The sequence below is a fragment of the Nitrospira sp. Ecomares 2.1 genome, from assembly GCF_965152585.1.
Window position 1 is genome coordinate 2,680,776 of record NZ_OZ224219.1, and the last position, 23,507, is coordinate 2,704,282.

Consider the following 23,507-nt stretch of genomic DNA (forward strand, 5'->3'; position numbering starts at 1 on the left):
AGGGCCAGACCAAAAACTGCTTGCCGTTACATGGGAGAAGGATTTTTTTGGACAAGACGTGGAATGACCTCATACTCCAACATGTCCGCAATTCGAACCTCATCTTCGACTTCCCGAGCATTCAATAATTCGTTCACCCAAAACGATAAATCTCTTGTAGCCTCGGGATTTTTAAGCCCCACAATTTCATGAATCTTCAGCCACTCCAGGTAGTCCGCAATTTGACCAAACCATTTGTCTAAGTGGTGAAACTTTCCATCCCCTTGTCGGAAAGCATCCACAAACTTCTGCCCTTCATCGCATAGCTGTGCTCCGAATTGTGTTCCCGTTTCTTCAGAATACCGCACGATGGTTTCAACATGTTTGCTCACGGCCGCGATAGAGCCAAACGAACTCGCCACCTGAGCCAGGGTGGGAGGCACTAACTCCCGATCCGTCATTTTCCGATCACCAACCCTTAATTCCGTTACCAAACACCCCTTGGCCTGAGCGCGGTCACTCAAATTGGCCAAAACTTCCCCTAGCTGAACACGATCACTCACTTCCCAGATTTCTTCATCCAATTGCACATGCATAGAGAGCCCTCCTTGGATCATGAGAATACATTTCTTTCAACCGCCTATAATTTTCTTCCCCACGGGTGCGAAATACATGATATGCTCGAACATGTTCCTCAGCCATACCGCTGAGGGTCGCGGACTCCAAGCTTAACGTATCTCGATAAAAAGCCATTGCTAACGGGCCAAAAGCCAAGGACGGCCTGGCCACCAGTTGCATTGTGAGTGTGTCAACACTTAATTGATGTTGTTGCGCCTTCAACCTATTAACTGGAATGGGCCTTTGACGACACATATCTAATACCGTCTCGGCTTGAATACACAACTGATCGAGCTGTGGAGCCAAACGACGCCATACCTGCTCGCATTCTTGGAAATCCGGTGGAGAAGTTGGGGGAAAATGGACCAGGCTCGAGGTACCGGTATTAAATTCATACCAATGTTGGCGCCAATACTCCGCATACCAGGAGGCCGCTTGTTCTTCCGTTCCCGCTCTTATCGTAAATGTCCCTAACTGATCTTCATTGACGCCACCCTCATAGACCCGAATCTTGGACGAAAACGAAGGAAAGGGACGAGTACCCATAAGATGTAAACAGAGATCGGCCATCTCTTGAGGAATGATCTGGTCTTTACAAGCATGGTGAGGACAGACCTTATCGAACCCACATGGGCCACACAGGATCTCGGGCTGAACCACCCAATGCCCTGGCCCAAAAGGTCCGGTTTCCCAAAAGTTCACATGACCTACTGACACGTTAAGAACCGGCGTATTCACTCCCACGGCCATGTGCATAGGCCCTGTATCATTGGTCACCATCAACTGACAATGTTCAAGCAATGCCACCAGTTGCGGCACTGTAGTTTGGCCGACCGCTTCGCAAAGGGTTCCCAACCCTCCCGCCTGCCGGTAACACCGAATAGCCTCCTGAACATCCGTCTCTTCTTTCTTTGTCCCGATCAAGAGAAATCCGACTGGCTGTTTTTGACTAAGACTCGCCATCATTTGCCCGTAATATTCCGGTCGCCAGGCCTTCATCGGATCACTGGCGCCGACTTGAATGGCAATCCATTTATCCGCCGTGCCTGCTTGTCTCAAATAGGTCCGTGCCCATTCTTTCATGTCCTGTGGCACATGTAGACGAAGAGGATGGAACGATCCAGTTCCACTGCCACCAAGTGAAAAAAGATCAACAATATTGAATCGATTCAATTGCCGATACACTTGGAAATCCACGAAATATTTCATCCAAGGATTTTTCACCACGAAACTCCCATCCTGGGTCGTGGTCATTCCTCGCTCATCTGCACACCCAAAATACTTCACCAGAAACGCACTGCGACGATTAAAGGTGAGATTCACGACACGATCGTACCCAACCTGCAGTAACGGTCGTACCCAACCTGCAATATCCTGATAGAGGGTCACCACATCCCGCATTCCCACCCGGCTCTCGTCCATCAGCAGCTGAAAATCAAACATCAACACCTGTCGAATTCCAGGAATAAGGCTAGCCACATGGGCAAATTCTTTATCAACAATCAGATCAATGCCCACACCAGGCCATTCTTCCTCCAAACGTGAAAGCAAGGGAACCATCTGAATCAAATCACCCATCCGGGTAATATTGATAATGAGGATTTGTTTATTCATTAAGAATTGACCATAAAAGAATTTTTTACCATCAGGGTTTTAAAGAAAATCTCGTTTTTCCTGTCGGTATTCATCCATCATCAAAATTAGTAATTCCTCACGGTTCAACCGGGCTTCCGGCCCTTTCTTCCGAATGTCTTTCGCCACATCCACTAACTCCACACGATCGGTCGGAAGAAACTTCTGCAGCATGGGAATCAATTCGGGGGACTGTCCACTCCGAGCCACTAGCGATTCAGCCGTACGGTCCCCCTGAAGAATGGCTCCTAGCCGGTCAGGACTCGCCATACCCACGGCACCTAAAAACGTCCTCATCCGATGCCCGTACGTATGCGCCTCTAAAACGCGCTTCCGGGACAATTCAGCCATGGCCACTCGTCTGGCTGGTTCGTGCAAATAAGTTTGGACGGTTGGGAGAAGCTGATCCGGACTGTTGATGACCGCCATCATCGATTCATCAAAGAGCGGCGGAAGCAAGGTGCGAGCATCGACCACTTGGAACGCCCCGCAACTGGCTAATTCGAATGTTCTGGGGTTCACCCCATCTCCCTCTGGATCGAATCCGTCCCCCGTATAAGAATGCAAATTAATATTGACCGAGGTGGCATTGAAAATTTTTACACTAGTGGGGGTATCAATGCGTGCACCCCCTCTCTGAAGAACCTGGGCTAACGGCCCAGGGTTGTCCCATTCATTCCCCCACAATTTAAATGTCCACCCTTGGCCGACCAGGAGGGATGGGAGGATCTGCCGCCGGTTTCTATACCCTGCCCCCAAAAAAGACACATCGGCACCAAACTCGTATTGCGCTCCCTGGGTAAGGATCATTGGTTGATGAATGGCCGGATCAGCAGCTAAGGGGAGATACGACACCTGTTTGGCTCCGGCCTTCCTGAAAGCGTCCAAGCATGCGGCTTGTTGCATCACAAACCAAAAGTCATATCCCGACACCATCTGCTGCCAATAGGTTAGATGACGAAAATTTTCTACAAACCACATGGCCGTTAACACCTTTTTTCGACGCATCTGCTCCAAAACCGCCATCGTTAATGGCGCCTGGGACAAGGCTAAAACCAGGTCAGGGGGATCTTCTGCCACATGAGCCAGGCTAATCACTGCCAAGGTTTCACTCATCCGTTGTTGGACTGTGAGTCGCAGCCGATGATCTCGGATTGTGTCCAAATTCTGATATCCCGAATAATGTGGACTATGGTCCACCCAACTCACACGATGTCCAAGGCCTTCCAAGGCGTTCACCACATATCGGGCAATGGGCAACGACCCGCCATAAATGGGACCGATCACCATGATGTGAAGCGTTCCGCTTAAGCCTTGAGCGAGATGATCACGAAGTTGCAAACGGAAATGTTCATAGAGGTCGTGATGAACCGTGGCGGCAGGTTCGTAACTCAGAATGCGAACCCGCTTGGCTTTCTGGGTCACTTGGACAGCCATATCAGTGATGGAACCCGTCACCCACATCAGCCGTTCACCCCACCCTTCCAGGGACCGGACGGAAACACAATCTGCGAATTCGGAAAGGTCCGGCACCACGACCATCATGTTCTGGTCATGAGGCAACATCTGACGCAAGGCTTCCACGTGGTAGAGCAGTCCCACGCCGAGGAGGACAATCGTTTCCCCTGCTTGACAGTCTTTCACGCGTTCTTCAGCCCAGCGCCCTGCTTCGCGAACCGGATCATACGCACTATGAAGATATCGGGAGTTGACCAGCGCGGTTGGCATTCCGGATTTAGCTGGATGGATCGACAGGGTTCCTCCTGGCACCTGGAGGATCTGAGCAGCAAGAATCGGATCCTGGCTTCGAAGAATACCGATATTCTTTTTCAACACGTCCATTTATCTGTTCCTGGTTTATTGCCCTGGAAACACACCCCCCAGCCTTCAACCTACCGGGAGGTTTTCCTACTACTTCGAGACTTCCATCCGAATATCCTGATTCGCCAGCTGAGACAGCGCCTCCCACGTATCTTTTCGCTGGAGAACAGCCTCGTCAGGAAGGCCATCAGTGGTATAAAACGCCCCCCACTCATCTTTATTACTGATCCAGAGATCCCACTCGTCAATTCTTGAATTCACCCGTTCATCCCGTATTAAGTTGACCGTTTCCATCACAGGCCAATGGGCAAAGGATGACTTTTCCGTTCGTAATTCACGAGAATCCAGAACATCCCCAGGTCGCCCTTGATCGTGTTGCCACACATAATGGCCAACCCCATAGGGACCGGTTTCATGGACTCTGGCCTGGGAGAAATACCAACCGATCGCCCGTGTCCCACACATCGCTCCGAGATGCAACGGTCCCGTATCCGATCCGACCACCCAATGACATCGATTAAGGAGAGCCACAAGCTGGGGCAACGAGGTACGACCACACCCATTCACCACCCGATTGAGATATTTAGCGGGAAGGCGATGTTCCAGGGCCAATGCCGCTTCCCGTTCTCCCTCGCCACCAATCAAAAGCAGGTAGCTCTGAGGCATGTACTCAGCACATGCGGAAATCAGGGCTTGCCACACAGAAAGGGGAACTCGCCGTTCGGTATCTCCCGCACCAAGAACAATTCCGATGAGGGTAGAAGATCGATCATTCACCATCCATTCCAGCTCAAGAGGCAATTCCACCAGCGGGGCCTTCAAGTAGGGAATGTCCGATGGCGGAAAAACTTGACACAATCCGCAAAATGCATCCGCTAAATGCACCCGGTTGCTCCCTCGATCTTGAGCAATCTGACGTAAATATCCCGCCCATGCGGGAAGCCTCTGATTCAGAGGCCCATTATCTCCCGGGCCGACCACCAGACTACTCAAAACATGGGCAGCAAGTATCCCTCGAGGATGGTTATTCAAATTATAGGCCAATGAATACGTGGGGAAGGCATGTTCAGCCAAATAGCGCGTGGCTTGGGCTAACTGCTGGTCACAATCCGTCATCTTTGTCCTGGCCAATCCATGCCATTGTTCCCCATACCAAGGGTAAACCCTGTCCACACAAGGAAAAAGTTCTCCAAGCGCCACCAAGGGAGATGGGCAAAGAAGGTCAAGGGGTCGCTCAGGTTTGGCAGATTGTAGGGCTGTCAAAACAGGAAGGGATTGGACCAGATCACCTAACCGAGCGAGTTGAATTAAGAGTGCTCGGGACATAGGCTAACTTGACCAGGCAAGAAGTTCCTCTAATTATTTTGCGATGGCATGGAGGTCTCGAGGTGCGGTCTGGAGGAGAACCCCTAAATCAAGTAATCCCTCATGGTCGGGCATTAAGAGGCGCAACATCTCAAATTGTTGCTTGGCCAAATCAAGCCGACTAGCACGAAAATGCACACCAGCCAAAGCAAACCGCATATCGCAGTTTGCGGGATTGCGTTCGACATACCGTGAAAGCCGTTCCCCTAAGTCTTTCCATCGTTGCAGAGATGTTCCGGCTTGAATCAACCCATTCATGGCTTCAACATCATCAGGATAATCTGCCACAACTTCGTCGAAAACCCTCCAGGCTTCTTCCCCGTCTCCCATCCCCATACATGCCATTCCCAAGCCGATGTTGGTTTTTCGGGAATCTGAGCCATATTGAAGAGCGCGCCGAAAAGACTTTCTCGCTTCTCCCCATTCCTGGGATTGCATGAACAGGATCCCCTGTAACCAATGTGCTGAACCATCGTTGGGGTCTGTTTGAATGAGGGCCTGGACATGTTGAGCCGCGTCGGACAGATCTTTCACGTTGAGTGCCAGTTTTGCTAGCTGTTCCCGGATCTCTCGATCTTCTCCAAGACTCAGAAGGCGTGTCAAAAATGCCCGCTCCCCATCGAATAACTGCAATGTTCGACAGAGTTTCACGGCCCACCGCAACACTTCTCCATCAGCTGGCCACTCGCGAAAATCGGAAAGAAGGGCATGTAATTCACCATTGTCCTGTTTTTTAATGCCCCGAATTGGGTCATATCGCCGGGATAATAAGAGCTCTTGTACGCGTTGGACCCGATTCCACTGGGTCCGTTCTCCATCGCTCCGAAATGGTTCGAGCGACTGCCGAAGCCACCCGTCACGAAAATAATAGCGATTGGCATAGCCTTCCGGAACGGTATATACGTCTTCATCCACTACAATCTTTGAACCCCAGCGGCTCATCAGGCGATTCCCGTTATGACGTTCTGCTTCCGAATCTTTGCGACCGGGAGTTTGATGTTCCAGATGATACAATACACTCTTGGGTTGGTAGATAATTTTTTTACCGCGCTCTCGGATTTTCAAACACAAATCAACATCCTCAAACCCGTTTCGGAATTCCTCATCAAATCCCCCGATTGACTCAAAATCTTCTCTGCGAATCAGAAAACAGGCCGCCGTCACTGCTTGAAATTCACGGCGAACATTGGCTGCATGAAGACCCGCAGGGGCTCCACTGAAAATATGATAGGGAGTCAGGCAGTTTTTAGAAAAAACCACTCCGGCATGTTGAATGGTGTCATTCGGATACAACAGTTTACTGCCGACAATGGAAACATCATCGTGCGTCTCAACTTCCTCCAACAAAGCTGTCAACCATCCTGATTGTGGAATAGTGTCATTGTTCAGGAAGATTAAATACTTTCCTCGTGCGGCACGAGCCCCTTGATTACAGGCCTTCGCAAATCCTAGATTTTCAGTATTCCGAATTACCTGAATATCCCCCCCGAATGAAGCCAGAAAATTCTGAGTCTCATCCGTCGACGCATTATCCACCACAAGAACCTCATAGTGGCATCCTTGTGTCACTTCGGCCAAATGCAACAGGCATTGCTTCGTTAAATCATCACGATTACACACGGGAATAATAATAGAACACTCATATTGTGTATCAACAATTGGCATGTAGGAAGTCGGAGTTGATCGAGACTCGTTATTCCCCAATACGGAAAAGGTTGAGTGATCCCGCCTGGTAGCAGATTCACCCAGCCATACGGCTCGATATTGTGGTAGCCAGGATTCCAACATTCGATGCCTTAGGACCCACTCCCTTAAAACTTTGCCCTCTTTTTCAGAATGATCCGAATTATAAAGATGATCCCGAATTGCTCGTACCCAGGCTTGAGGATCATTAGGAACACGCGTGACCGGTGCAGTTCGATGAGGATAAATATCAGTGGCAATGACCGGAAATCCTAATACACCATATTGCAAAAGACGAAGGTCACTTTTTGCCTCATTAAATTCATTTATGGCTAATGGAGCTAAAGCCAAATCAAGATTCAGACTGGCAAGTTTGGATGGAAATTGACCTAAAGGAACCATGGGATGAACTTCAGATCTGACCCCGGTCCGTCGAAGATCTTCCGGCACCTCTCCTAAAAATACCCACTCAACCTCATCACCCAACTCCTCGAACACCGAACCAAGGAAGCGGAGATCAGAACGGTGTACCCCAACCTGTCCAGCCCAACCAATACGTGGCCTGGAGCCACCCCCTCGGAGAGGAGCCAAATCCCTCCACTCTTCGGAGACCAAGCAATTCGGCAGAAGGGCAGCCTTGATTCCTACACTTTCCAAGGCGGTTTGTAAGGGAATGGTAGAAGTTGTTACGCAATCGGACAATTCAAGCAATTTCATCAAATGGTCAATAAGCCATTTCTTCATCACTTGATGATTTTGATTATCTTCCGGGATTTTCCAGAGCAAATCATCGATATCGTGCACCAAACGGGTACCGTTCGATCGAGCAATAACCATATCAGTGATTTCAATCCGACATGTTCGCTGAACAATCCACACCGTTCCTGGACCACTTGGTAATTGGTGAGGATGGCTCCCCTCCGCTCCTTCAATTTTTACCATTCCGCCAAACCAGGATTTCTTTACGCTCGCGGTGAGTGCTTGGAGTATTCGGATTTGGCTGCATATGGGATCATTAATAATTGCCACAACGCGTGGAGCCACCTGAAGGTTTTGACCTGAGGTGGAAATCCTATCATCCAAACACATTTTTGGCTCTGATAGGTTTCTGTTGAGTTCCTTCTCAGACAAGACCCGATTAATGCGGATGAACTGCTCATCTAAATCCTTTACCGTTTGCGTAAGATCCGCAATTTGTCGGGTTTTTTCCAATAGGGCCTGTTGAAGGATAATGTTCTGTCCATGAACTTCAACACCATAACCATCCTGATTCGACTGCGTATGGGATACACGGAACTGCATCGCGGACATCATTCCGTAACTGAGATTACAACCCCCTACGACAAGCCGCTGAAATTCACATTCCAGATCGTGATAGTGCTTAATCTCGTGATCGGTAAACGAAAAGCCGGCCCCTTGTCCAATATCCTTGATAAGAGAAAGAATCGAAGGAAGTGTCTTTTCTCCCGTTGGCGCTATCATGCCTAAAGCATAAAATGAAGAGAACAAAGCACGAAACACGACATAACCAACCTCCAGGTCTTCGCCAAGCACCCACTCTTGATCAAAAAATGTCACCTCACCATTTCCTTCCATGATCATATTACGTGGAATAAGATCAAGGAATTGGCCTGATATCTTCTTCTTGGTCATATCGTTTGACTTCTGGATACCCACAACGTCGAAAAACCCCTTCAGCCAGACCTTTATCCATTCTTCTATTTGCGTAACCCGCCACCCAGGGCTGGTCATGATTTGTACAAGCCGATCTTGCCAAAGTTCGCCTTTCACAAATGTTTGATCAACAAGCCGTTGGGTAACCAATGAATTCTTATTTGGGGTGTCAGTAGGGTACAGCCGCACTTGAGAGGTATAACCGGCACGCTGACTCTCCTGTGTAAAAACGACCTTTTTGGCAAATTCTGGCCTTCTCCCAGTTGCATAATGTACCGCGAGAGGAACAATTGATTTTTCCTTACAAGCGAGGTCTGTGGCCAGTAATACAAAGGAATTCGCCAAATCAGGCAAAAGACCATTACGAACAATTGGGCGCAAAGCTCGTTCCTGATTAAAATGAATACGAGCTGGAAATTGCGGGTCGTCGGTGCACGCACTACGCAGGACCGGGGTCAGATCAATACCGTCCTGCGGCATGGCCCCGCGTTCCGACACCATCAAGCTTGGTAGCTTGTAATCCGGAAAGGGATACCACCATTCCTGTTCAGGTAGGCCAGCCTGACCGACTCTTCGGCTAAGCTCTCTCCGGCCAAAGGTCACAATGCTCCCTTTGGTGTAATGTTCTTCGATGCCAAACATGGGCTTGCCCATATGGTCTTCGGGAAATCCGGCAAAATATTTCAACCCTAGCTGGTTTTCAATAGCGATAATCAATGTACCTCCAGGCTTTAGCAAACCCTTCATAAAAACCAACATAGCATCAACTGGGTCTGCCCCATCACCTGGGAAAAATTTCCTGGCATATTCTAAAACTCCAATAACGGTCACGACATCAAACTGTGGTCCAGGATTAAAATGATGAACAACTTCCCCAATAACTGTGACATTGCTCAGGCCACGGCAACGCAATGACGCAATCGATGCGCGACGGAGGCTCCCTTCCAGTGCCACCACCTCCGCTCCTATTTCACCGAGATAACGCGTGAGCGCACCGCAACCCGCACCGATTTCAAGTACACTTTTCCCTTGTAATTGTTCCTCAAAGGGCCGAAGCAGATTGACGCGTTTCCGTGAAAAATGATACAGCGAATGCCAATCCGTACAGGATTTTGCCAATTCGCCCGACATCACACTGACATCGCTCGCACCGGAAATAATCGTTTTCAATCGGTTTTCAATTTGCTCGCCATCACTATAATTGATGCCTTTATATCCAGGGCGATGCCACACTCCCTCATCTTTATTGAAAAGATAACCGGCGCTTGTGAAATAGGATTTCATAGGCGAACTTGTACTCCTAATATTCTAAGAATGAGCCATTGATGTGCCAAATTTTGGATGAATTCTAAGGTAGAAAACCATCCAAGCGAATTCGCATTTGAGGGTTTTCAACACTCCCCAAAAGATCATTTCTAATTAATATGAGTTCAAGTTTTATGCCATACAGTTCAAGATCAAAAGGCAAGGTTTCAGGTTACAATGAAGCCGATTCCCACATCACTTGAAAAAATTCTACCGACTAGGAATTCCTTGCTAAGAAACCGGGAAATTTCTGCCTGGAAGGGGATAGGATTGTTGAAGGCAGGACTTGAGAATGCACTGAAGGATTATTGAGCTTTCGCTTTTATTACCACTTCGCAGCAGAGCTCCCAATGTTAGAACTTCAACCCTACCTTTTGAAAAGAGGGAAACAGCCCTTTTGACCGAGGCTACGTGTTTTATTCCTTCGCTCAAACGGGAAGGTTTGTCATTCCAGTCAATTCTCACAAGGACCTGTAGGGACCATGGGAATGTTTACCAGGAATGCCCCTGAACTGGCGCCTTTTCCCGTTAGGTTAATTCGGTAGGTTTAGCCTGAGGTCTTTTCTGTCTGGGTAGGCTGGCCAAAAGCTTCGGATCCGAGGATACGGCATTCAAATTTTCCTGCCGGACCGCTTCATATAATTCCTCACGAAGAACACGGACATGCGACGGACATTCAATTCCGAGTCGCACCTGTCCTCCTTTAATTTGGACAAGGACAATGCGAATGTCATCTCCTAATCGAATAGCTTCATCAATTTTTCTGGTGAGTATGAGCATGGTGCCTTCCTTGGCTTTGGGGTAAAAGTCACATGTAAAACAATGGCATGTACATCATCAACGAATTACATCTGGACGATCTTGCTTCTTCGGAGGCGTGACTGCATAGTTTACACCGATGCAGCCTCTGTCACCCCTTCAGGGTGGGGTTGACCTTCCGCCACATCATGGAATAAAGGATGGCGCAAGGAGATTGATTCATGGAGAATCAATTGTTTCCCTTGTCTGGTTCGCCCATTTACGACCAGAGGGGCACGAAGATTTGCTGTCGCCTTATCTGGATGATCTGAAGGGATCGAGATAACGGCCATAATTGAAATTGGATCGGCAGGAGTCATATCCAATTCAGCCAATCCTTCTCCGGATAGGTTTGTACGAAAATCGGGTTGCAACAAATCCACATCCATAATCACAAAAGCTAAACTTGGTTCATCCACCGACTGAAACCACTGATAGTCGGCATCCTCTGGCGGATCAAGTACGAGATACCGTCGGAAATCTGGGAAACCTACGAGGCCGGATGGGAAAGTTAACAGCGTGTCATCCGACACATCCAACATACCGAACCGACTAGTCTGAACTTTCATGATGGTATGTTCTCCAAATAGTTCAATGGTTTCTTCCTCATGCCAAGGCAACCCCGCCTCGGGGTCGGTTTCATTTTTTCTGTGATTAGGACACCCTCTCCGTACCACAGATTTGGACCGGATTGTCATCTCTCAAGACAATCTGACAGGCATGAGCCAATTCGTCGACATCATACGGTTTTTGAATAAACCCTACGACACCCTGATTGAGTAAATCTTGCACAGCATGGTTCCGATCATACCCCGTACAGAGAATTACCTTGAGATCTGGTCGAATCGCTCGCAATTCTTCAAAACATGTCGCTCCCGACATTTCAGGCATCACCATATCCAACAGCACAACATCAACGGGAACAGTCAAATCCCGGCAGATTTTCAGGGCCTCCTTCCCATTCAACACAACCGTCACCTGATAGCCAAGGAATTCAAGTATGGCCTGAGCGGCTTCTCCCACATCCTTCTCATCATCAATCACTACAATATGCCCGGTTCCGTGAGAAGGCTTCGTCGTCTGAACAGGTGTGTCCTTAAGGCTCGCACATAGGGCATCCGGAAGATATACACGCATTGTCGTTCCACACCCAGGAGAACTGGTCACCCCGATATACCCGCGATGGTTTTTGACGATTCCATACACCATCGCCAATCCCATTCCTGTTCCCTGTCCTCGGCCTTTCGTCGTAAAGAATGGCTCAAAAATATGTCGTTGGGTCTCTAATGACATTCCGGTCCCGGTATCCGTAACCCGAATTACCACATAATCACCTGCGTGAAGTCCTGGGACACGTGAAGCGTATTCCTGGGTGACCGTTTCATTCGAAGTCTGCACAAGCAATTCCCCACGCTCACCCATCGCATCACAGGCATTGACACCTAAATTCATGAGAATCTGGTATAACTGATTGGGATCCCCCAACACATAAGGTTTCGTAGCGGACAGGTCCGTTCGGAAGGTGATCATTTTATGGATTGTCCTTCCGAGCAGTGTCATGACCTCCTGAATTACATCATGGGTATCGACCGTCACATCATGATGCTTTCCCTGCCTGGCATACCCCAAGAGCTGGGATGTCAATTCCTTTCCACGACGAACGGCTTTTTCGATGACATCGCCCGCTGCCCACAAGGGGGTGTCGGTCTTTTCCTGTATCTTGAACAAACTTGCATGGGCCATGATTGCCGTTAACGTATTATTCATATCGTGGGCAACCCCTGAGGCTAGTCGACCGATGGCTTCCATTTTTTGAACCTGCCGCAACTGATGCTCAAGGGCAATATTCTCTTCCTCCATGCGCTTTCTTGCCGTCAAATCGCGTCCAATGAAAAGAGTTTGACGCTGGCCTAAAAACTGAACCTCCCGTTCCATCATCTCTACGGGAAGATTGCTGCCGTTCTTTTGACGAAGGACCGTTTCCTCCCATCTCGCCCCCCCAGGGGCAGAGCTTGGCAACGTGGGACCGGATTCCCCACTTGATGGCTCAGGTCTGATAAGAGAGAAGGCCTTCCCATTCAAGACAGACGGGAGATATCCCAATTGCTGCGCTCCAAGCGAATTAACATGGGTGATTTTTCCCTGGAAATCATAAATCACCAAGACATCCGGAAGCGTTTCGAACAACTCTTTAAATTGGGCTTCAGATTCGCGTAAATCATCAGTACGGATATCCAGTAAATGCTCTACTCGTGAGAGTGCCCGTTCCCAGCGCCCTTTTTCACATAGTGAAATAATATGCAATGGATCGCACGCTTTTGGGAGATAGGCATCAGCATGAATCGAATGAGCAGGGTATCCACGGGCTGTAGATTCCTGTCCAAGGACAATGCACATTGCCTGAGGATATTGGACTTTGCACCAAATTACAAACTCTTCGCTTGTCATGTCCGACAGCGGATGGTCAATGAGGACAATATCAGGAAGCACAAGATTCACTGCCACCTGAACCTGTTTCCCCGCTTGCCATTCCACCACCTGCCATCCCCGTTCACCAAATATGTGATGAATTCGTTGGATTTCGGACTTGTGGGTGGAAACCATCCAAACATGTGGGCGTTGAGGACTAGGAGGGTTCTCCACTAACTCGCAAACCTGCTGACGAAAGCGTTGAGGTTCTGTCGGAAGAGCAAGAAATGCCGAAGCCCCTAAATCTTTCAAAATGTCATGAGCATCAATTCCAGTATACGTGGCGGAAACCGCAAGAACAGGGGGCACTGCCTGTGTGGAACCAAAGAATGAATGCAACAATTCGCAAAATCGCCATCCGCTAATTCCCGGCATATGGAGATCGAGGACAATGGCATCCGGCACATTTCCTTCTTGGAGCCACCGCCAGGCATCTTCAGAACAGACAAAGCGATTGACCGCAAAGTAATCCTTCTCAAGCCAACTCGCAAGAAGATGGAGTTGGACCGGATCATCATTAATTACAAGGATGGACGACATATTTATTGTTTCAATGAACTCGGCGAAATCGTGAGCCGCGAAAAGGTATCGTCCGCATGCCTATGAAATTGTGCAAATTCCACCCCATTTCGACCGCTATTTTTGACTAAGTAGAGAACACCGTCTGCAGATTGTATCAATTGCTCAATGGGAATTGGACAGGGATCGGTCCAGGTCGTGACCCCCTGACTGACCGTCACCGTTAAATCAACATTGTGAACTCGAAAGGGTTTCTGGGAAACCGCCACTCGAATGCGTTCAGCGAGCCGCACGGCCTGGGCCGCATCACTATTGGGCAATACCATGAGAAATTCCTCCCCGCCATACCGGCCAATGGCATCATATGAACGCAAGCAAAACCGCATCCGCCTAGAGACCTCGACCAGCACGTGATCACCCGCAACATGCCCATAGGAATCATTCACATTCTTAAACCCATCCAAATCAGCCAGAATGAGACTCAGGGGTTGCTCTTCCCGATGAGCCCGGTCAATTTCCCGGAGTAAGGTATCCACGATGGCGCCGTGATTCAGAATTTGCGTCAAGGGATCTTGCATCGCCTGAATCCGAAGTGTTTCTCGAGCCGAAATTAATTCATTTTGCAAATCCACAATTCGCTTCCCTGCTCGTAATCGAGCATCCAATTCTTCTAAGAGGAATGGCTTGGTCAGGTAATCATCAGCTCCAGCATCCAACCCGGCAATGAGATCCTCAAGGTTTTTCCGCCCTGTTAACATAACAATATATACATAAGGGCAATCAGTTCTCCCCCGGATTTTTTGACACAGTTCAGGACCGTTGAGCCCGGGCATGATCCAGTCCACAATAGCCACATTGGGCACGCTTCCTCGTTCCAACACCTTCCACGCGGAATCCCCATCAGTACAGGATATGACATCATGCCCCCATTGACGCAATCGATAGACAACCATATGGAGTGTGAGTGGATCATCATCAACAACAAGAATTCGCATAGAGATGTCGTGCCTATTTTATTAAAACGGATAACGTATTTAGTTCAATGGAAAAAGGCCGAGTTCATGCCCTATTTTATGAAGTTCAACAAGCTCGTCTGAAATTGACGCGCCAGGGTGCTCATCGAAGCTTCAAGGGTGTTTTGCAATGTAGCCAAATCAGAGGCCACTTGAGCGATATCGGCATCCTCAAAATTGGACCGGAGCGTTTGCGTATTCACGCTCAACAGTTCCAATCCATCCTTCACCGTATCCAAACGATTGACTCTGGCCCCGATTGTAGCCCGGGCGTCGGTGACTTGGGAGTGGGACTGATTCAATTGTCCGATGGCGGCTTGAATACCCTTGCCATCGTTCGTCACCAGGGCCTGATGAAAGTCCTGAAGATCCTGAAATAGATCCACCGTGGGCCCGGAAAAAATTTGGTTTCCCGGAACATTGGTTTCCACGGTCCGGCCATCACCAATTTCTACCTCGATCCCCGCTCCATCTCCTTGATAGGTATAGCCAACTCTCACAAAAAATTGATCGCCAGCGGCAGGCGGCCCGCCTCCGTCAGTAATGGTGGCATCCAATCCATCAAACGAGAAGACCGCGCCGGATGAATAGGTATTACCTGATGAGACGGTTTGATTCGTGGTCAGATTCAGGACATCAAACTGCGTTGAGGAAGTAAATTGGATTTGATACGCATCCGGTTGTAAGGCCGACGCCGTGACGACAGAAACAGCAATATTTGCGCTTCCTCCATTGTTGATGCTAGCTGATCCCGTTGCTGATCCCGGCACAAATGGTTCGGATTGGGTTTGACTTCCCGCAAACACAAATCTTCCGTTGAGTTGAGTGTTGGCAATACCGGCCAACCCTAGGATGATTTGTTGAACTTCCAGAGCGGCGTTCCGTCGCTCCACCGGCGTATTGGTATCGCTCGCCATATTCAATGCTAGTTCTATTGCCCGCTGCACCGTACTTCCAGCCGTCCCCAGAACGCTATCGGATAAATTGAGCCTTCCCACTCCTTCATTCACCGTGGTCAAACGTTGTTCAGTGGTCCGTAGGACATTTCGAAACTGATTGATCCTTTCCGATGCCGCAGGATTATCCGAGGGGCGATTAACCCGCTTCCCTGAAGAAACCTGCTCATTGCGATCCCCGATATTTCCCTGAATACGTTGAATCGCCCTTAGCAGAGCATCAACCTGTTGACGATCAGTCACCCGCATTCGATTGTTCGTCCTTTTCCGATAGACATCGATTTGTCATCGATGAGTCCTATCCCAACCAGTTGCCTCATCAAGAAGGTTAGCGACCCATGGACAGCATGGTTTGCATCAATTCATCCGCCACCGTAATCATCCGGGCCGAGGCTTCGAATGAACGCTGGAAACTGAGCAGATTAGTCAGTTCCTCATCCAATGAAACACCAGAGACACTTTCCCGCAAGGCCGTCACTTGATCGACTTCGAGCTGTTTACTATGTAACGCCTGTGTCGATTTCTGCGTGGCACTCCCGACATCTCCAATAGTAATGGTGTGATAATCATTGAGTGTCACATTACCCAGATCCATTTGCCGGTTCGTATGAACAGCCACCATATCCAATGCATTGGTGTTGTTCCCCGGTACTCCTGCGGCCGTAGAAGAAGCCGCAATCTTGTCCGTATCCGACAGGGCCACACCAAATTGCAGTGCGGCGCCTTTTTGAGCATTCACATAAAATACATCGCCCGCAGCCGGTGTGCCGTTAATCACGACATCTAATCCATCAAAACTCAATGGAGCTCCGGAGGTATAGGAACCGGAGGTCACGCTCGCTCCGGTTGCCGTATTGACCACCGAATAGGAAGTGGCTCCGGAAAACTGCACCTCATATCCCTGAAACGTTGCAAGAGTAGAATCTGCAATCGTTACCGAACTGCCGGTGGCGCCTCCCGTATTCCGCTCATTGGCCAAAGGGGCTGGGGGAGTTAACGTGGAAAAGAAATTATTATTCGTGGTGGCGTCCAACCCATACCCAACCTGATGCTGTTGATTAAATTCGGTAGTTAAAACGGCCGCCAATCGATCGACTTGGTCCTGAAACTTCACAATATCCCCATCACGCAGAGCGAGTAATCCGCCGATTTGTCCTCCATAAATCTTATCGGAAATTGAATACTCACTCCCGTCACTGCGCACGAACGTCACATCATGGAGCGGGGGGTTGTCGGGGTCGGATTTAGTCGACAGCTTATTGGCATGATTTCCTCCTACCAACAATTGTCCACCTACATGAATTCCGATACCATCTTTCATGGTTACTTGCTCAATATCCACTAGCCCCGCCAAATCATTAATGAGGACCCGTCGTTGATCCCGTAAGTCAAGGGCTTCAGGTCCACTGGATTCTACTTTAAAAATAACATCATTCAGCGAGGCGATTTTGGTTGCCAACCCATTAATAGTGTTGACATGCCTGGAAATTTCCCCATTGGCATCCAGGCGGATTTGATTTAACCCTTTAGCCACCGTCCCAAACTGGTCGGTGAGGGATTGCCCTTTGGCCAACAGCACCGTCCGCTGAATAGTACTCTCTGGATTCGTGGCAACATCCCGAACCGCATTGAAAAATTCCGTCAGACTCAACGATAGTCCGGAATTATCCGTTTCGGTGAAAATCCCATCCGCCTGAACCAGGTAATTGTTCCTGGCGGAAATAGATCCCAGATCCTCATGGAGGGCGGTCAATTGGTTTTCCAGGAAGGTATCGACGGTCTGACGAATAGCAGCAACTCGGACTCCGCTCCCAATTTTCCCTTCAGCGGGCCGCGCTGACTCGAGGACAACTTCCTGTCTGGAATAGCCTTTGGTATTGATATTGGCGATGTTATGGGATGTGGTCGCGAGCCCCTGTTGGTTGGCACGAATTCCCGAACGCGCGATATTAAAGATATCACTAATCCCCGCCATAAGAGTCCTATCCCTGAAGATAGACCGAGCTAGGAACCGATGGAAAATATAATGTTCCAGATCCCTGATACACCGGACCTGTACCCAACCCTGTATACATCACTTGAATCGCCTCACAGACTCTGTGATAGATCGGCCGAATTGCAGATTCATTTTTTTTGCCTTGCTCCTGAATAAGCCGTGCCAAACGGCGAAGGTCAATCAACATGCTTTGCACCGTCTGTGCCTGTGGATCCGGATTTGCCTTCAACCAGGTCCAAATGGTTTCTTGGGCGACGTCCCCAACCAACTGATGCAAGGCACCCTCCACCTGCTTTTCTAATCGGCGCATCGAATTCAAAACTTGTTCTTTTTGGCTGTTCACTTCGACCAACTTGGGCTGATCCATGATGCGTAGGCTATGGGCTTCTTGAAAAAGCAGTACACCATACTGCTGAAAAGCCGCCTGAGCCTCGGCTAATGCCTTCAGTAGTCGCTCCCACTTCGCCGATTGAGGGTGATTCATCGGATTGCCTTTCCCCTCATGAACTTCCGATAATTATTTTGTTCCCAATTCGTTCAGTATCGTCTCCCGGGTCAAGGCATCAGCGACCTGATTGGAGGTCGCTAATTGGGTCCCCGTTTCCAAGGCCTGCTGAATGCGGTTGATTTTGTCTTCTCTCACCTCAGGAAACTGCGCCACTCGAATCGAATAGTCACGAATTTCCTGTGCCAGGACGGAAAGATCGACAGGGTCAGCAGACGAAGGGTGCTGGGAGGCCCGCGACGGGCCAGCCTCCTGGGTCTGAAGATTTTTAGCTTGAACGTGAAAAAATAGTTTCCCCAGCTCTCCACTGGGATCAAGGCCCCGTATGGTCATGGCATCTTGCCTCCTTCTCTATATGTATCGGAAGCAACACCATTAAACTTTACAGAACCTCTTATGATTTCAAAAAAGGGGGACCTGATGAGGGAGAACGCTTGAGATCTTCATTCCTGGCCACCGTGTCCAAGACATAGGCCGAAAGACCAATCCCACCCGATTGAGCGGCACGGTTGCCAATTTCTTCGTCATAAAATGAATAATACATCTCCCCCATGGGGTTGGACGTTAATTCGCCTTTGGGGACCGTCTCTCGCATCACCTTCATCAAATAGGACAGGAAGTAGGATTCGAACTCCTGGCTGGCGCGCAATAATTCCCCTCGACGAGCCGATTCTGCCACGCGATCTATTTTGCCGCTAGATACAGAATGGGAGAGACCCGTCATATCCAAAGGAAACATGTCAGGAATCATGGACTTTATCCTTTCCAACAGACCGTCATGAACACCCCGCTGCCTTCTGTTCCGAAATTAGATCAATTCCAAGTCTGCTTGGAGCGCTCCTGCCGCCTTGGCCGCCGTTAGCACAGCAACCAAATCCAGAGGAGTCACACCCAATGAATTCAATGCCTTCACTAAATCTCCAAGCGTCACAGAACTATCGACTTGAATCACCCGACCCTCCTCTTCTTGAACATCGGTTTGTACATCAGGGGTCACCACGGTCCTCCCGGCACCCTGCGCTCCCCGTCCAATGAAGGCAGTCTCAGGCTGAGAGACATTAAACTGCGTTCCAACCTTGATGGTCAGATCGCCATGAGAGATGGCCATACTCGCCAATCGGACATGTTCCCCCATGACAATCGTTCCCGTTCTTTCATTCACCACCACCTTAGCCAGGACATCCACATGCACATCTAACCCTTCAACCGCAGCAATCATTTGGACAATCTTACCCTGAAACCGTTCGGGAACCCCCACTTGAATCTGTCCGGAATTGAGCGCCGAGGCGACACCATCGCCAAGATGCGCATTGATGGCCTCAGACACTCGCAATGCCGTCACGAAATCGGCCTGGTGCATAGTCAATGAAAATTTCTCCCACGCCTGCATATCCAAATCTACCGATCGTTCAACAATCGCTCCACCGGGAATAATTCCACCGGATTGTTGATTCTTCTTCACTGTGGTTCCCCCAGCCCCGGCTTCAAACCCCGAAGTGGAGAGGGGCCCTTGTGCAACGGCGTACACCTGTTGATTGGCCGCTTTGAGTGGGGTCAGCAACAAGGTGCCTCCTCGCAAGCTTTTGGCATTGGCCATCGAAGAGACCTGGACATCCAATTTCATGCCCGGTCTTGCGAAGGGCGGTAATTTGGCAGTCACCATGACCGACGCGGTATTTTTAGTTAGCAATTGAATGGGATCGATATTGAGTTTAAGTCCCATGGTATTCAACATGGAAATAATGGCTTGCGCGGTAAACTGACCACCGACGACGGAATCACCGGTCCGGTCCAAACCAACAATTAAGCCGTACCCAACCAACTGGTTTTCCCGCACGCCTTCGATAGAGGCAATATCTTTAATCCGGGCAGCCTGAGTTTCCGCCGGTTCGGTCAAAGACCCAGTACCAGCTATGAGCCATCCACTACAGCAAACCAAGACCAAACCCCATCGGGAAAACCATGTTCGCGTGAATTGTTGTAATTTTTCGTGGCTTTTCATAAAGGACGATGGATGAATCACAAAACTCTCCCGTTGGGTCAAAGTAAGAAAAATTAATTCAGCTCAAAACCCTAAAACGGCGTAATCCAGTCAAAAATTCTGGTGGCCCATCCCGGTCTCTGAACATCGTCCACCACCCCTAGTCCGGTATAGGAAATTTCTGCATCAGCGACCTTGGATGACAAGACCATGTTCTCGGTATCCAGATCGATCCGGCGGACAATGCCTTTTATGGTCATTGTTTGCGTTTCACTATTAACCGTTACCTCCCGTTTTCCACGAATTCGTAGGTCCCCGTTGGGAAAGACTTCAATAACATTGGCGGCAATGGTGCCCGTCAGAGTATCTTCCCGGCTGGTCGACCCGTCGCCCTCAAATTCATGGGAGGTCCCAGCATCAATATTGAAATATTCCGCAAACTTCTGGGTGAGGGTGTTAATCCCGAAGAGTCCCCCACTTACGCCAGCTGATAGGCTGGAATCTCGGTCTGCTTTCGTGTTGGCTTTTTTGGAACCTCGGTGTTGTTCCACAATTTGCACAACAACGATGTCCCCGATGCGACCGGCTCGTCGATCCTCAAACATGAAGGCCCGCCCGTTTTCGGGATCCCACAAGGAACCCAGGGAGGATGGTGTATCCTTTTTATGGATGTTCGGCTCGGCTTCGATTTGTGTTATTGTTTTTTCTTTGGCACAGCCCGTCCAACCACTCACAATTATCAGTAGAGCGAATCCTCCAGCTCCGAATCTGGTTATTAACCGTGCAACACTCAAAATCCCACCTCCACTAGCCCCGATGCCATAACCGTACCTAACACCTCCCGACCCGACGTCTGGTTTTTTACGGGAATGGTTTCCCCCCTTTTCCCAGCCGATTTGGCTACTCCAACGGTCTGAACCAGCAGGCCTTCGCCCCTGACCTCAATCATCACTCGATCACCCTTATGAATCATTGGTGGGTCGTCCAACATTGTTTTCCGAATCGGTTGGCTTGGAGGCAATGGACGTAGAACCTGTTTCCCTACGACTTCGTCAAGATCAAGAATAAAATCATGCGTCAGTGAAGGTGCATCGACCATCATTGATGACAGGTCCTCGACCGTCACGACCTCTGTCGGTTTCAACCAGCGAATTGGAGTCGCCACTTCGACTTGGGCCTTCACCTCACCCACAACATTCACGGTTTGGAGAAACTGCTGATTGACAAAGATCCCTACTCGAAAGGCACGTCGCCCAGTCCTTCCGCCTCCTGACCATGCTCCGATTTCAAGATGGAGTTTTCCTTTGGGTACCTCCATCAATTGTTTGGGGAACAATACCCGAAACGACACCTGATGATGCGGACGTCCATATCGACGTGTCAGTTCAGACACGATTACCCGCTCGAAATCTTTGACACCTACCGTTTGCGTATTCAGACGGACTGGGGTCGGTGAGACCAGCTCTTCCGCCCAAGCCATTCCTTCGGCTGTCCACCACCCATGCCCGCACAGAAGCAATCCCAATAATAAAATGCTTGGCATCAAATTCTTATCCTCTAACGCCTGAGTCCATTCACAACTTGCATCATTTCGTCCGATGCCTGAATGGCTTTCGCATTCAGTTCATAGGCACGTTGAGCAATGATCATATTGACCATTTCATCCGCAATATTCACATTGGATATTTCAAGAAATCCTTGCTGGATATTTCCAAATCCTGTGGAAAATCCCGGTGTCCCCTGCTGAGCAGGACCTGAAGACGAACTTTCTGAAAATAAATTATTGCCTTGGGCAATCAATCCTGACGGATTATCAAATCGTACCAATTGAATTTGCCCGACCTGCGTGGCTTGGGATACTCCTGGTAATAACGCGGATACAGTTCCATCCTGCCCAATATCGACTTGGAGTGCTCCGGACGGAATAGTAATGCTCGGAATCAGCTGATCGCCATCTCCCGATACCACGTTGCCCGTATTATCTTGTTTGAAGGATCCCGCCCGCGTATACATCGTAGTCCCATCCGGACGTGTAACTTGGAAAAACCCAACCCCTTCGATTGCCAGATCCAACGGATTGGTCGTTTGCTTGAGGCTTCCTTGAACATATTCCTTGGACACACTGACGGGTCTCACGCCTAGCCCGACCTGAATGCCAACCGGAAACACCCCAACATTCGAAGCGCTGGCGCCAGGGAGCCGAGCAATCTGAGACAAAAGATCCGCGAATTCAGCTCGACTTCGTTTGAATCCGGTCGTATTCACGTTGGCGAGATTATTGGCGATCGTGTCAATATTGAGTTGTTGGGCAGACATGCCCGTTGAAGCAGTATGCATCGCTCGAATCATTCTGGATGGTCTCCCTTTTTGTACTGTGCCTTAATCGCCGGGACATGGTCAGACAGCAATAACGTCATATGGCTTTCAGGATGCATGTGAATCATCATCCTTGAACCCGACCTGCTTGAATAGCTTGAGCCGCCAGTTCGTCCATCGCTTTAATCGCCTTCTGCATTTGTTCATATTCTCTAGTCACTTTAATCAACTCAACCATATCCAAAGCCGGATTCACGTTGGATTGTTCCAACATGCCTTGGTGCACCGTGGTCTGCTTATCGGCGACAACCTGATCTGGCACGGTCCAGAATAAATTGCCCACCTTGACCGTTTCTTGTCCATCCGCAATTGTATCCACCCGCAACTTGTCCACAACCTGATTATTGACCCTAAGAGTCCCATCGGCCCCGATCACAACATCCCCAGGCGGAAGAGTAATAGCCCCTTTCTTTCCTAGGAGGGGGTCACCGGTATGCGCCACTAAGTTACCGTTCGCATTCCGATACAATTTTCCACCACGGTAATAGCGCAATCCATCCGGCGTTTGAGCAACCAAAAACCCATTGCCCTCCAACCCCACATCTAACGGTTCCCCCGTCTGAAACAACGCGCCTTGGGAACGATCTGGTGGAAGCCCGTCCATTGTGGGAAATAAATCTATTCCCGCCACTGACGGTCCTGAGGTCTGTCCCAGGATGGTGGCGAAAACCGGCTTATCCTTTTTAAACCCGGTGGTATGCACATTCCCGATATTATGAGAGAGAACTTCCAGGCGGTGTTCAAGTGTAATCGCCCCGGCTAAGGGGGGATAGATACCTCGGTTCATTGCTTCCTCCTTGAGGTGAATACCTGAAGA

At 49.4% G+C, this 23,507-nt stretch carries 19 protein-coding genes; all 19 read right to left on the bottom strand.

The features are described 5' to 3' along the window. Window positions 1-26 precede the first annotated feature (26 nt). Window positions 27-575, bottom strand: coding sequence for a hypothetical protein (locus ACWHYD_RS11780; protein WP_447962233.1), 549 nt, complete (start codon window positions 573-575; stop codon window positions 27-29). After that, the gene (locus ACWHYD_RS11785; RefSeq protein WP_447962234.1) at window positions 556-2,211 is read right to left on the bottom strand and encodes a glycosyltransferase family 9 protein; all 1,656 of its coding nucleotides are present in this window, start codon (window positions 2,209-2,211) and stop codon (window positions 556-558) included. The genes ACWHYD_RS11780 and ACWHYD_RS11785 overlap by 20 nt, the downstream gene beginning before the upstream one ends. 39 nt (window positions 2,212-2,250) lie before the next feature. Continuing rightward, entirely contained in the window at window positions 2,251-4,071 is a 1,821-nt protein-coding gene (locus ACWHYD_RS11790; protein WP_447962235.1) for a glycosyltransferase family protein, read from the bottom strand. A 69-nt stretch (window positions 4,072-4,140) separates the two neighbouring features. Then, on the bottom strand, window positions 4,141-5,376 hold the full coding sequence (locus ACWHYD_RS11795) for a glycosyltransferase family 9 protein (RefSeq protein WP_447962236.1): 1,236 nt from the start codon (window positions 5,374-5,376) through the stop codon (window positions 4,141-4,143). Window positions 5,377-5,409: 33 nt separating this feature from the next. After that, window positions 5,410-10,056 carry a glycosyltransferase gene (locus ACWHYD_RS11800; protein WP_447962237.1) on the bottom strand — a complete coding sequence of 1,549 codons (4,647 nt, stop codon included), beginning with the start codon at window positions 10,054-10,056 and terminating at the stop codon, window positions 5,410-5,412. Window positions 10,057-10,605: 549 nt separating this feature from the next. Continuing rightward, window positions 10,606-10,857 (bottom strand): carbon storage regulator CsrA, encoded by a 252-nt coding sequence (gene csrA / locus ACWHYD_RS11805; RefSeq protein ID WP_447962238.1) that lies wholly within the window; start codon window positions 10,855-10,857, stop codon window positions 10,606-10,608. 110 nt (window positions 10,858-10,967) lie between these two features. Next, entirely contained in the window at window positions 10,968-11,444 is a 477-nt protein-coding gene (gene fliW / locus ACWHYD_RS11810; protein ID WP_447962239.1) for a flagellar assembly protein FliW, read from the bottom strand. Window positions 11,445-11,529: 85 nt separating this feature from the next. Continuing rightward, on the bottom strand, window positions 11,530-13,884 hold the full coding sequence (locus ACWHYD_RS11815; protein WP_447962240.1) for a response regulator: 2,355 nt from the start codon (window positions 13,882-13,884) through the stop codon (window positions 11,530-11,532). Window positions 13,885-13,886: 2 nt separating this feature from the next. Then, entirely contained in the window at window positions 13,887-14,858 is a 972-nt protein-coding gene (locus ACWHYD_RS11820) for a GGDEF domain-containing response regulator (protein ID WP_447962241.1), read from the bottom strand. A 71-nt stretch (window positions 14,859-14,929) separates the two neighbouring features. Beyond that, window positions 14,930-16,081, bottom strand: coding sequence for a flagellin N-terminal helical domain-containing protein (locus tag ACWHYD_RS11825; protein WP_447962242.1), 1,152 nt, complete (start codon window positions 16,079-16,081; stop codon window positions 14,930-14,932). A gap of 79 nt (window positions 16,082-16,160) precedes the next feature. Next, on the bottom strand, window positions 16,161-17,807 hold the full coding sequence (gene flgK / locus ACWHYD_RS11830) for a flagellar hook-associated protein FlgK (RefSeq protein ID WP_447962243.1): 1,647 nt from the start codon (window positions 17,805-17,807) through the stop codon (window positions 16,161-16,163). 7 nt (window positions 17,808-17,814) lie between these two features. Further along, window positions 17,815-18,312 carry a flagellar export chaperone FlgN gene (flgN, locus tag ACWHYD_RS11835; RefSeq protein WP_447962244.1) on the bottom strand — a complete coding sequence of 166 codons (498 nt, stop codon included), beginning with the start codon at window positions 18,310-18,312 and terminating at the stop codon, window positions 17,815-17,817. 33 nt (window positions 18,313-18,345) lie between these two features. Next, window positions 18,346-18,666, bottom strand: a complete 321-nt coding sequence (locus tag ACWHYD_RS11840) for a flagellar biosynthesis anti-sigma factor FlgM (RefSeq protein ID WP_447962245.1) — start codon at window positions 18,664-18,666, stop codon at window positions 18,346-18,348. 61 nt (window positions 18,667-18,727) lie between these two features. Then, window positions 18,728-19,084 (bottom strand): rod-binding protein, encoded by a 357-nt coding sequence (locus tag ACWHYD_RS11845; protein ID WP_447962246.1) that lies wholly within the window; start codon window positions 19,082-19,084, stop codon window positions 18,728-18,730. Window positions 19,085-19,141: 57 nt separating this feature from the next. After that, the gene (locus ACWHYD_RS11850) at window positions 19,142-20,356 is read right to left on the bottom strand and encodes a flagellar basal body P-ring protein FlgI (protein WP_447962247.1); all 1,215 of its coding nucleotides are present in this window, start codon (window positions 20,354-20,356) and stop codon (window positions 19,142-19,144) included. A 50-nt stretch (window positions 20,357-20,406) separates the two neighbouring features. Continuing rightward, window positions 20,407-21,108, bottom strand: coding sequence for a flagellar basal body L-ring protein FlgH (locus tag ACWHYD_RS11855; RefSeq protein ID WP_447962248.1), 702 nt, complete (start codon window positions 21,106-21,108; stop codon window positions 20,407-20,409). Next, window positions 21,105-21,857 carry a flagellar basal body P-ring formation chaperone FlgA gene (gene flgA, locus ACWHYD_RS11860; protein WP_447962249.1) on the bottom strand — a complete coding sequence of 251 codons (753 nt, stop codon included), beginning with the start codon at window positions 21,855-21,857 and terminating at the stop codon, window positions 21,105-21,107. Before flgA ends, ACWHYD_RS11855 begins: the two co-directional genes overlap by 4 nt. Window positions 21,858-21,871: 14 nt before the next feature. Further along, window positions 21,872-22,663 (bottom strand): flagellar basal-body rod protein FlgG, encoded by a 792-nt coding sequence (gene flgG / locus ACWHYD_RS11865; RefSeq protein WP_447962250.1) that lies wholly within the window; start codon window positions 22,661-22,663, stop codon window positions 21,872-21,874. A 94-nt stretch (window positions 22,664-22,757) separates the two neighbouring features. Next, window positions 22,758-23,477, bottom strand: a complete 720-nt coding sequence (locus tag ACWHYD_RS11870) for a flagellar hook-basal body protein (protein ID WP_447962251.1) — start codon at window positions 23,475-23,477, stop codon at window positions 22,758-22,760. Window positions 23,478-23,507: the final 30 nt, after the last annotated feature.

Excerpts from the sequence above, each read along its gene's own strand:
- ACWHYD_RS11780 (WP_447962233.1), bottom strand. The coding sequence starts at position 575 with ATGCATGTGCAATTGGATGAAGAAATCTGGGAAGTGAGTGATCGTGTT.
- ACWHYD_RS11785 (WP_447962234.1), bottom strand. The coding sequence starts at position 2,211 with ATGAATAAACAAATCCTCATTATCAATATTACCCGGATGGGTGATTTG.
- ACWHYD_RS11790 (WP_447962235.1), bottom strand. The coding sequence starts at position 4,071 with ATGGACGTGTTGAAAAAGAATATCGGTATTCTTCGAAGCCAGGATCCG.
- ACWHYD_RS11795 (WP_447962236.1), bottom strand. The coding sequence starts at position 5,376 with ATGTCCCGAGCACTCTTAATTCAACTCGCTCGGTTAGGTGATCTGGTC.
- ACWHYD_RS11800 (WP_447962237.1), bottom strand. The coding sequence starts at position 10,056 with ATGAAATCCTATTTCACAAGCGCCGGTTATCTTTTCAATAAAGATGAG.
- csrA (WP_447962238.1), bottom strand. The coding sequence starts at position 10,857 with ATGCTCATACTCACCAGAAAAATTGATGAAGCTATTCGATTAGGAGAT.
- fliW (WP_447962239.1), bottom strand. The coding sequence starts at position 11,444 with ATGAAAGTTCAGACTAGTCGGTTCGGTATGTTGGATGTGTCGGATGAC.
- ACWHYD_RS11815 (WP_447962240.1), bottom strand. The coding sequence starts at position 13,884 with ATGTCGTCCATCCTTGTAATTAATGATGATCCGGTCCAACTCCATCTT.
- ACWHYD_RS11820 (WP_447962241.1), bottom strand. The coding sequence starts at position 14,858 with ATGCGAATTCTTGTTGTTGATGATGATCCACTCACACTCCATATGGTT.
- ACWHYD_RS11825 (WP_447962242.1), bottom strand. The coding sequence starts at position 16,081 with ATGCGGGTGACTGATCGTCAACAGGTTGATGCTCTGCTAAGGGCGATT.
- flgK (WP_447962243.1), bottom strand. The coding sequence starts at position 17,807 with ATGGCGGGGATTAGTGATATCTTTAATATCGCGCGTTCGGGAATTCGT.
- flgN (WP_447962244.1), bottom strand. The coding sequence starts at position 18,312 with ATGAATCACCCTCAATCGGCGAAGTGGGAGCGACTACTGAAGGCATTA.
- ACWHYD_RS11840 (WP_447962245.1), bottom strand. The coding sequence starts at position 18,666 with ATGACCATACGGGGCCTTGATCCCAGTGGAGAGCTGGGGAAACTATTT.
- ACWHYD_RS11845 (WP_447962246.1), bottom strand. The coding sequence starts at position 19,084 with ATGATTCCTGACATGTTTCCTTTGGATATGACGGGTCTCTCCCATTCT.
- flgA (WP_447962249.1), bottom strand. The coding sequence starts at position 21,857 with ATGCCAAGCATTTTATTATTGGGATTGCTTCTGTGCGGGCATGGGTGG.
- flgG (WP_447962250.1), bottom strand. The coding sequence starts at position 22,663 with ATGATTCGAGCGATGCATACTGCTTCAACGGGCATGTCTGCCCAACAA.
- ACWHYD_RS11870 (WP_447962251.1), bottom strand. The coding sequence starts at position 23,477 with ATGAACCGAGGTATCTATCCCCCCTTAGCCGGGGCGATTACACTTGAA.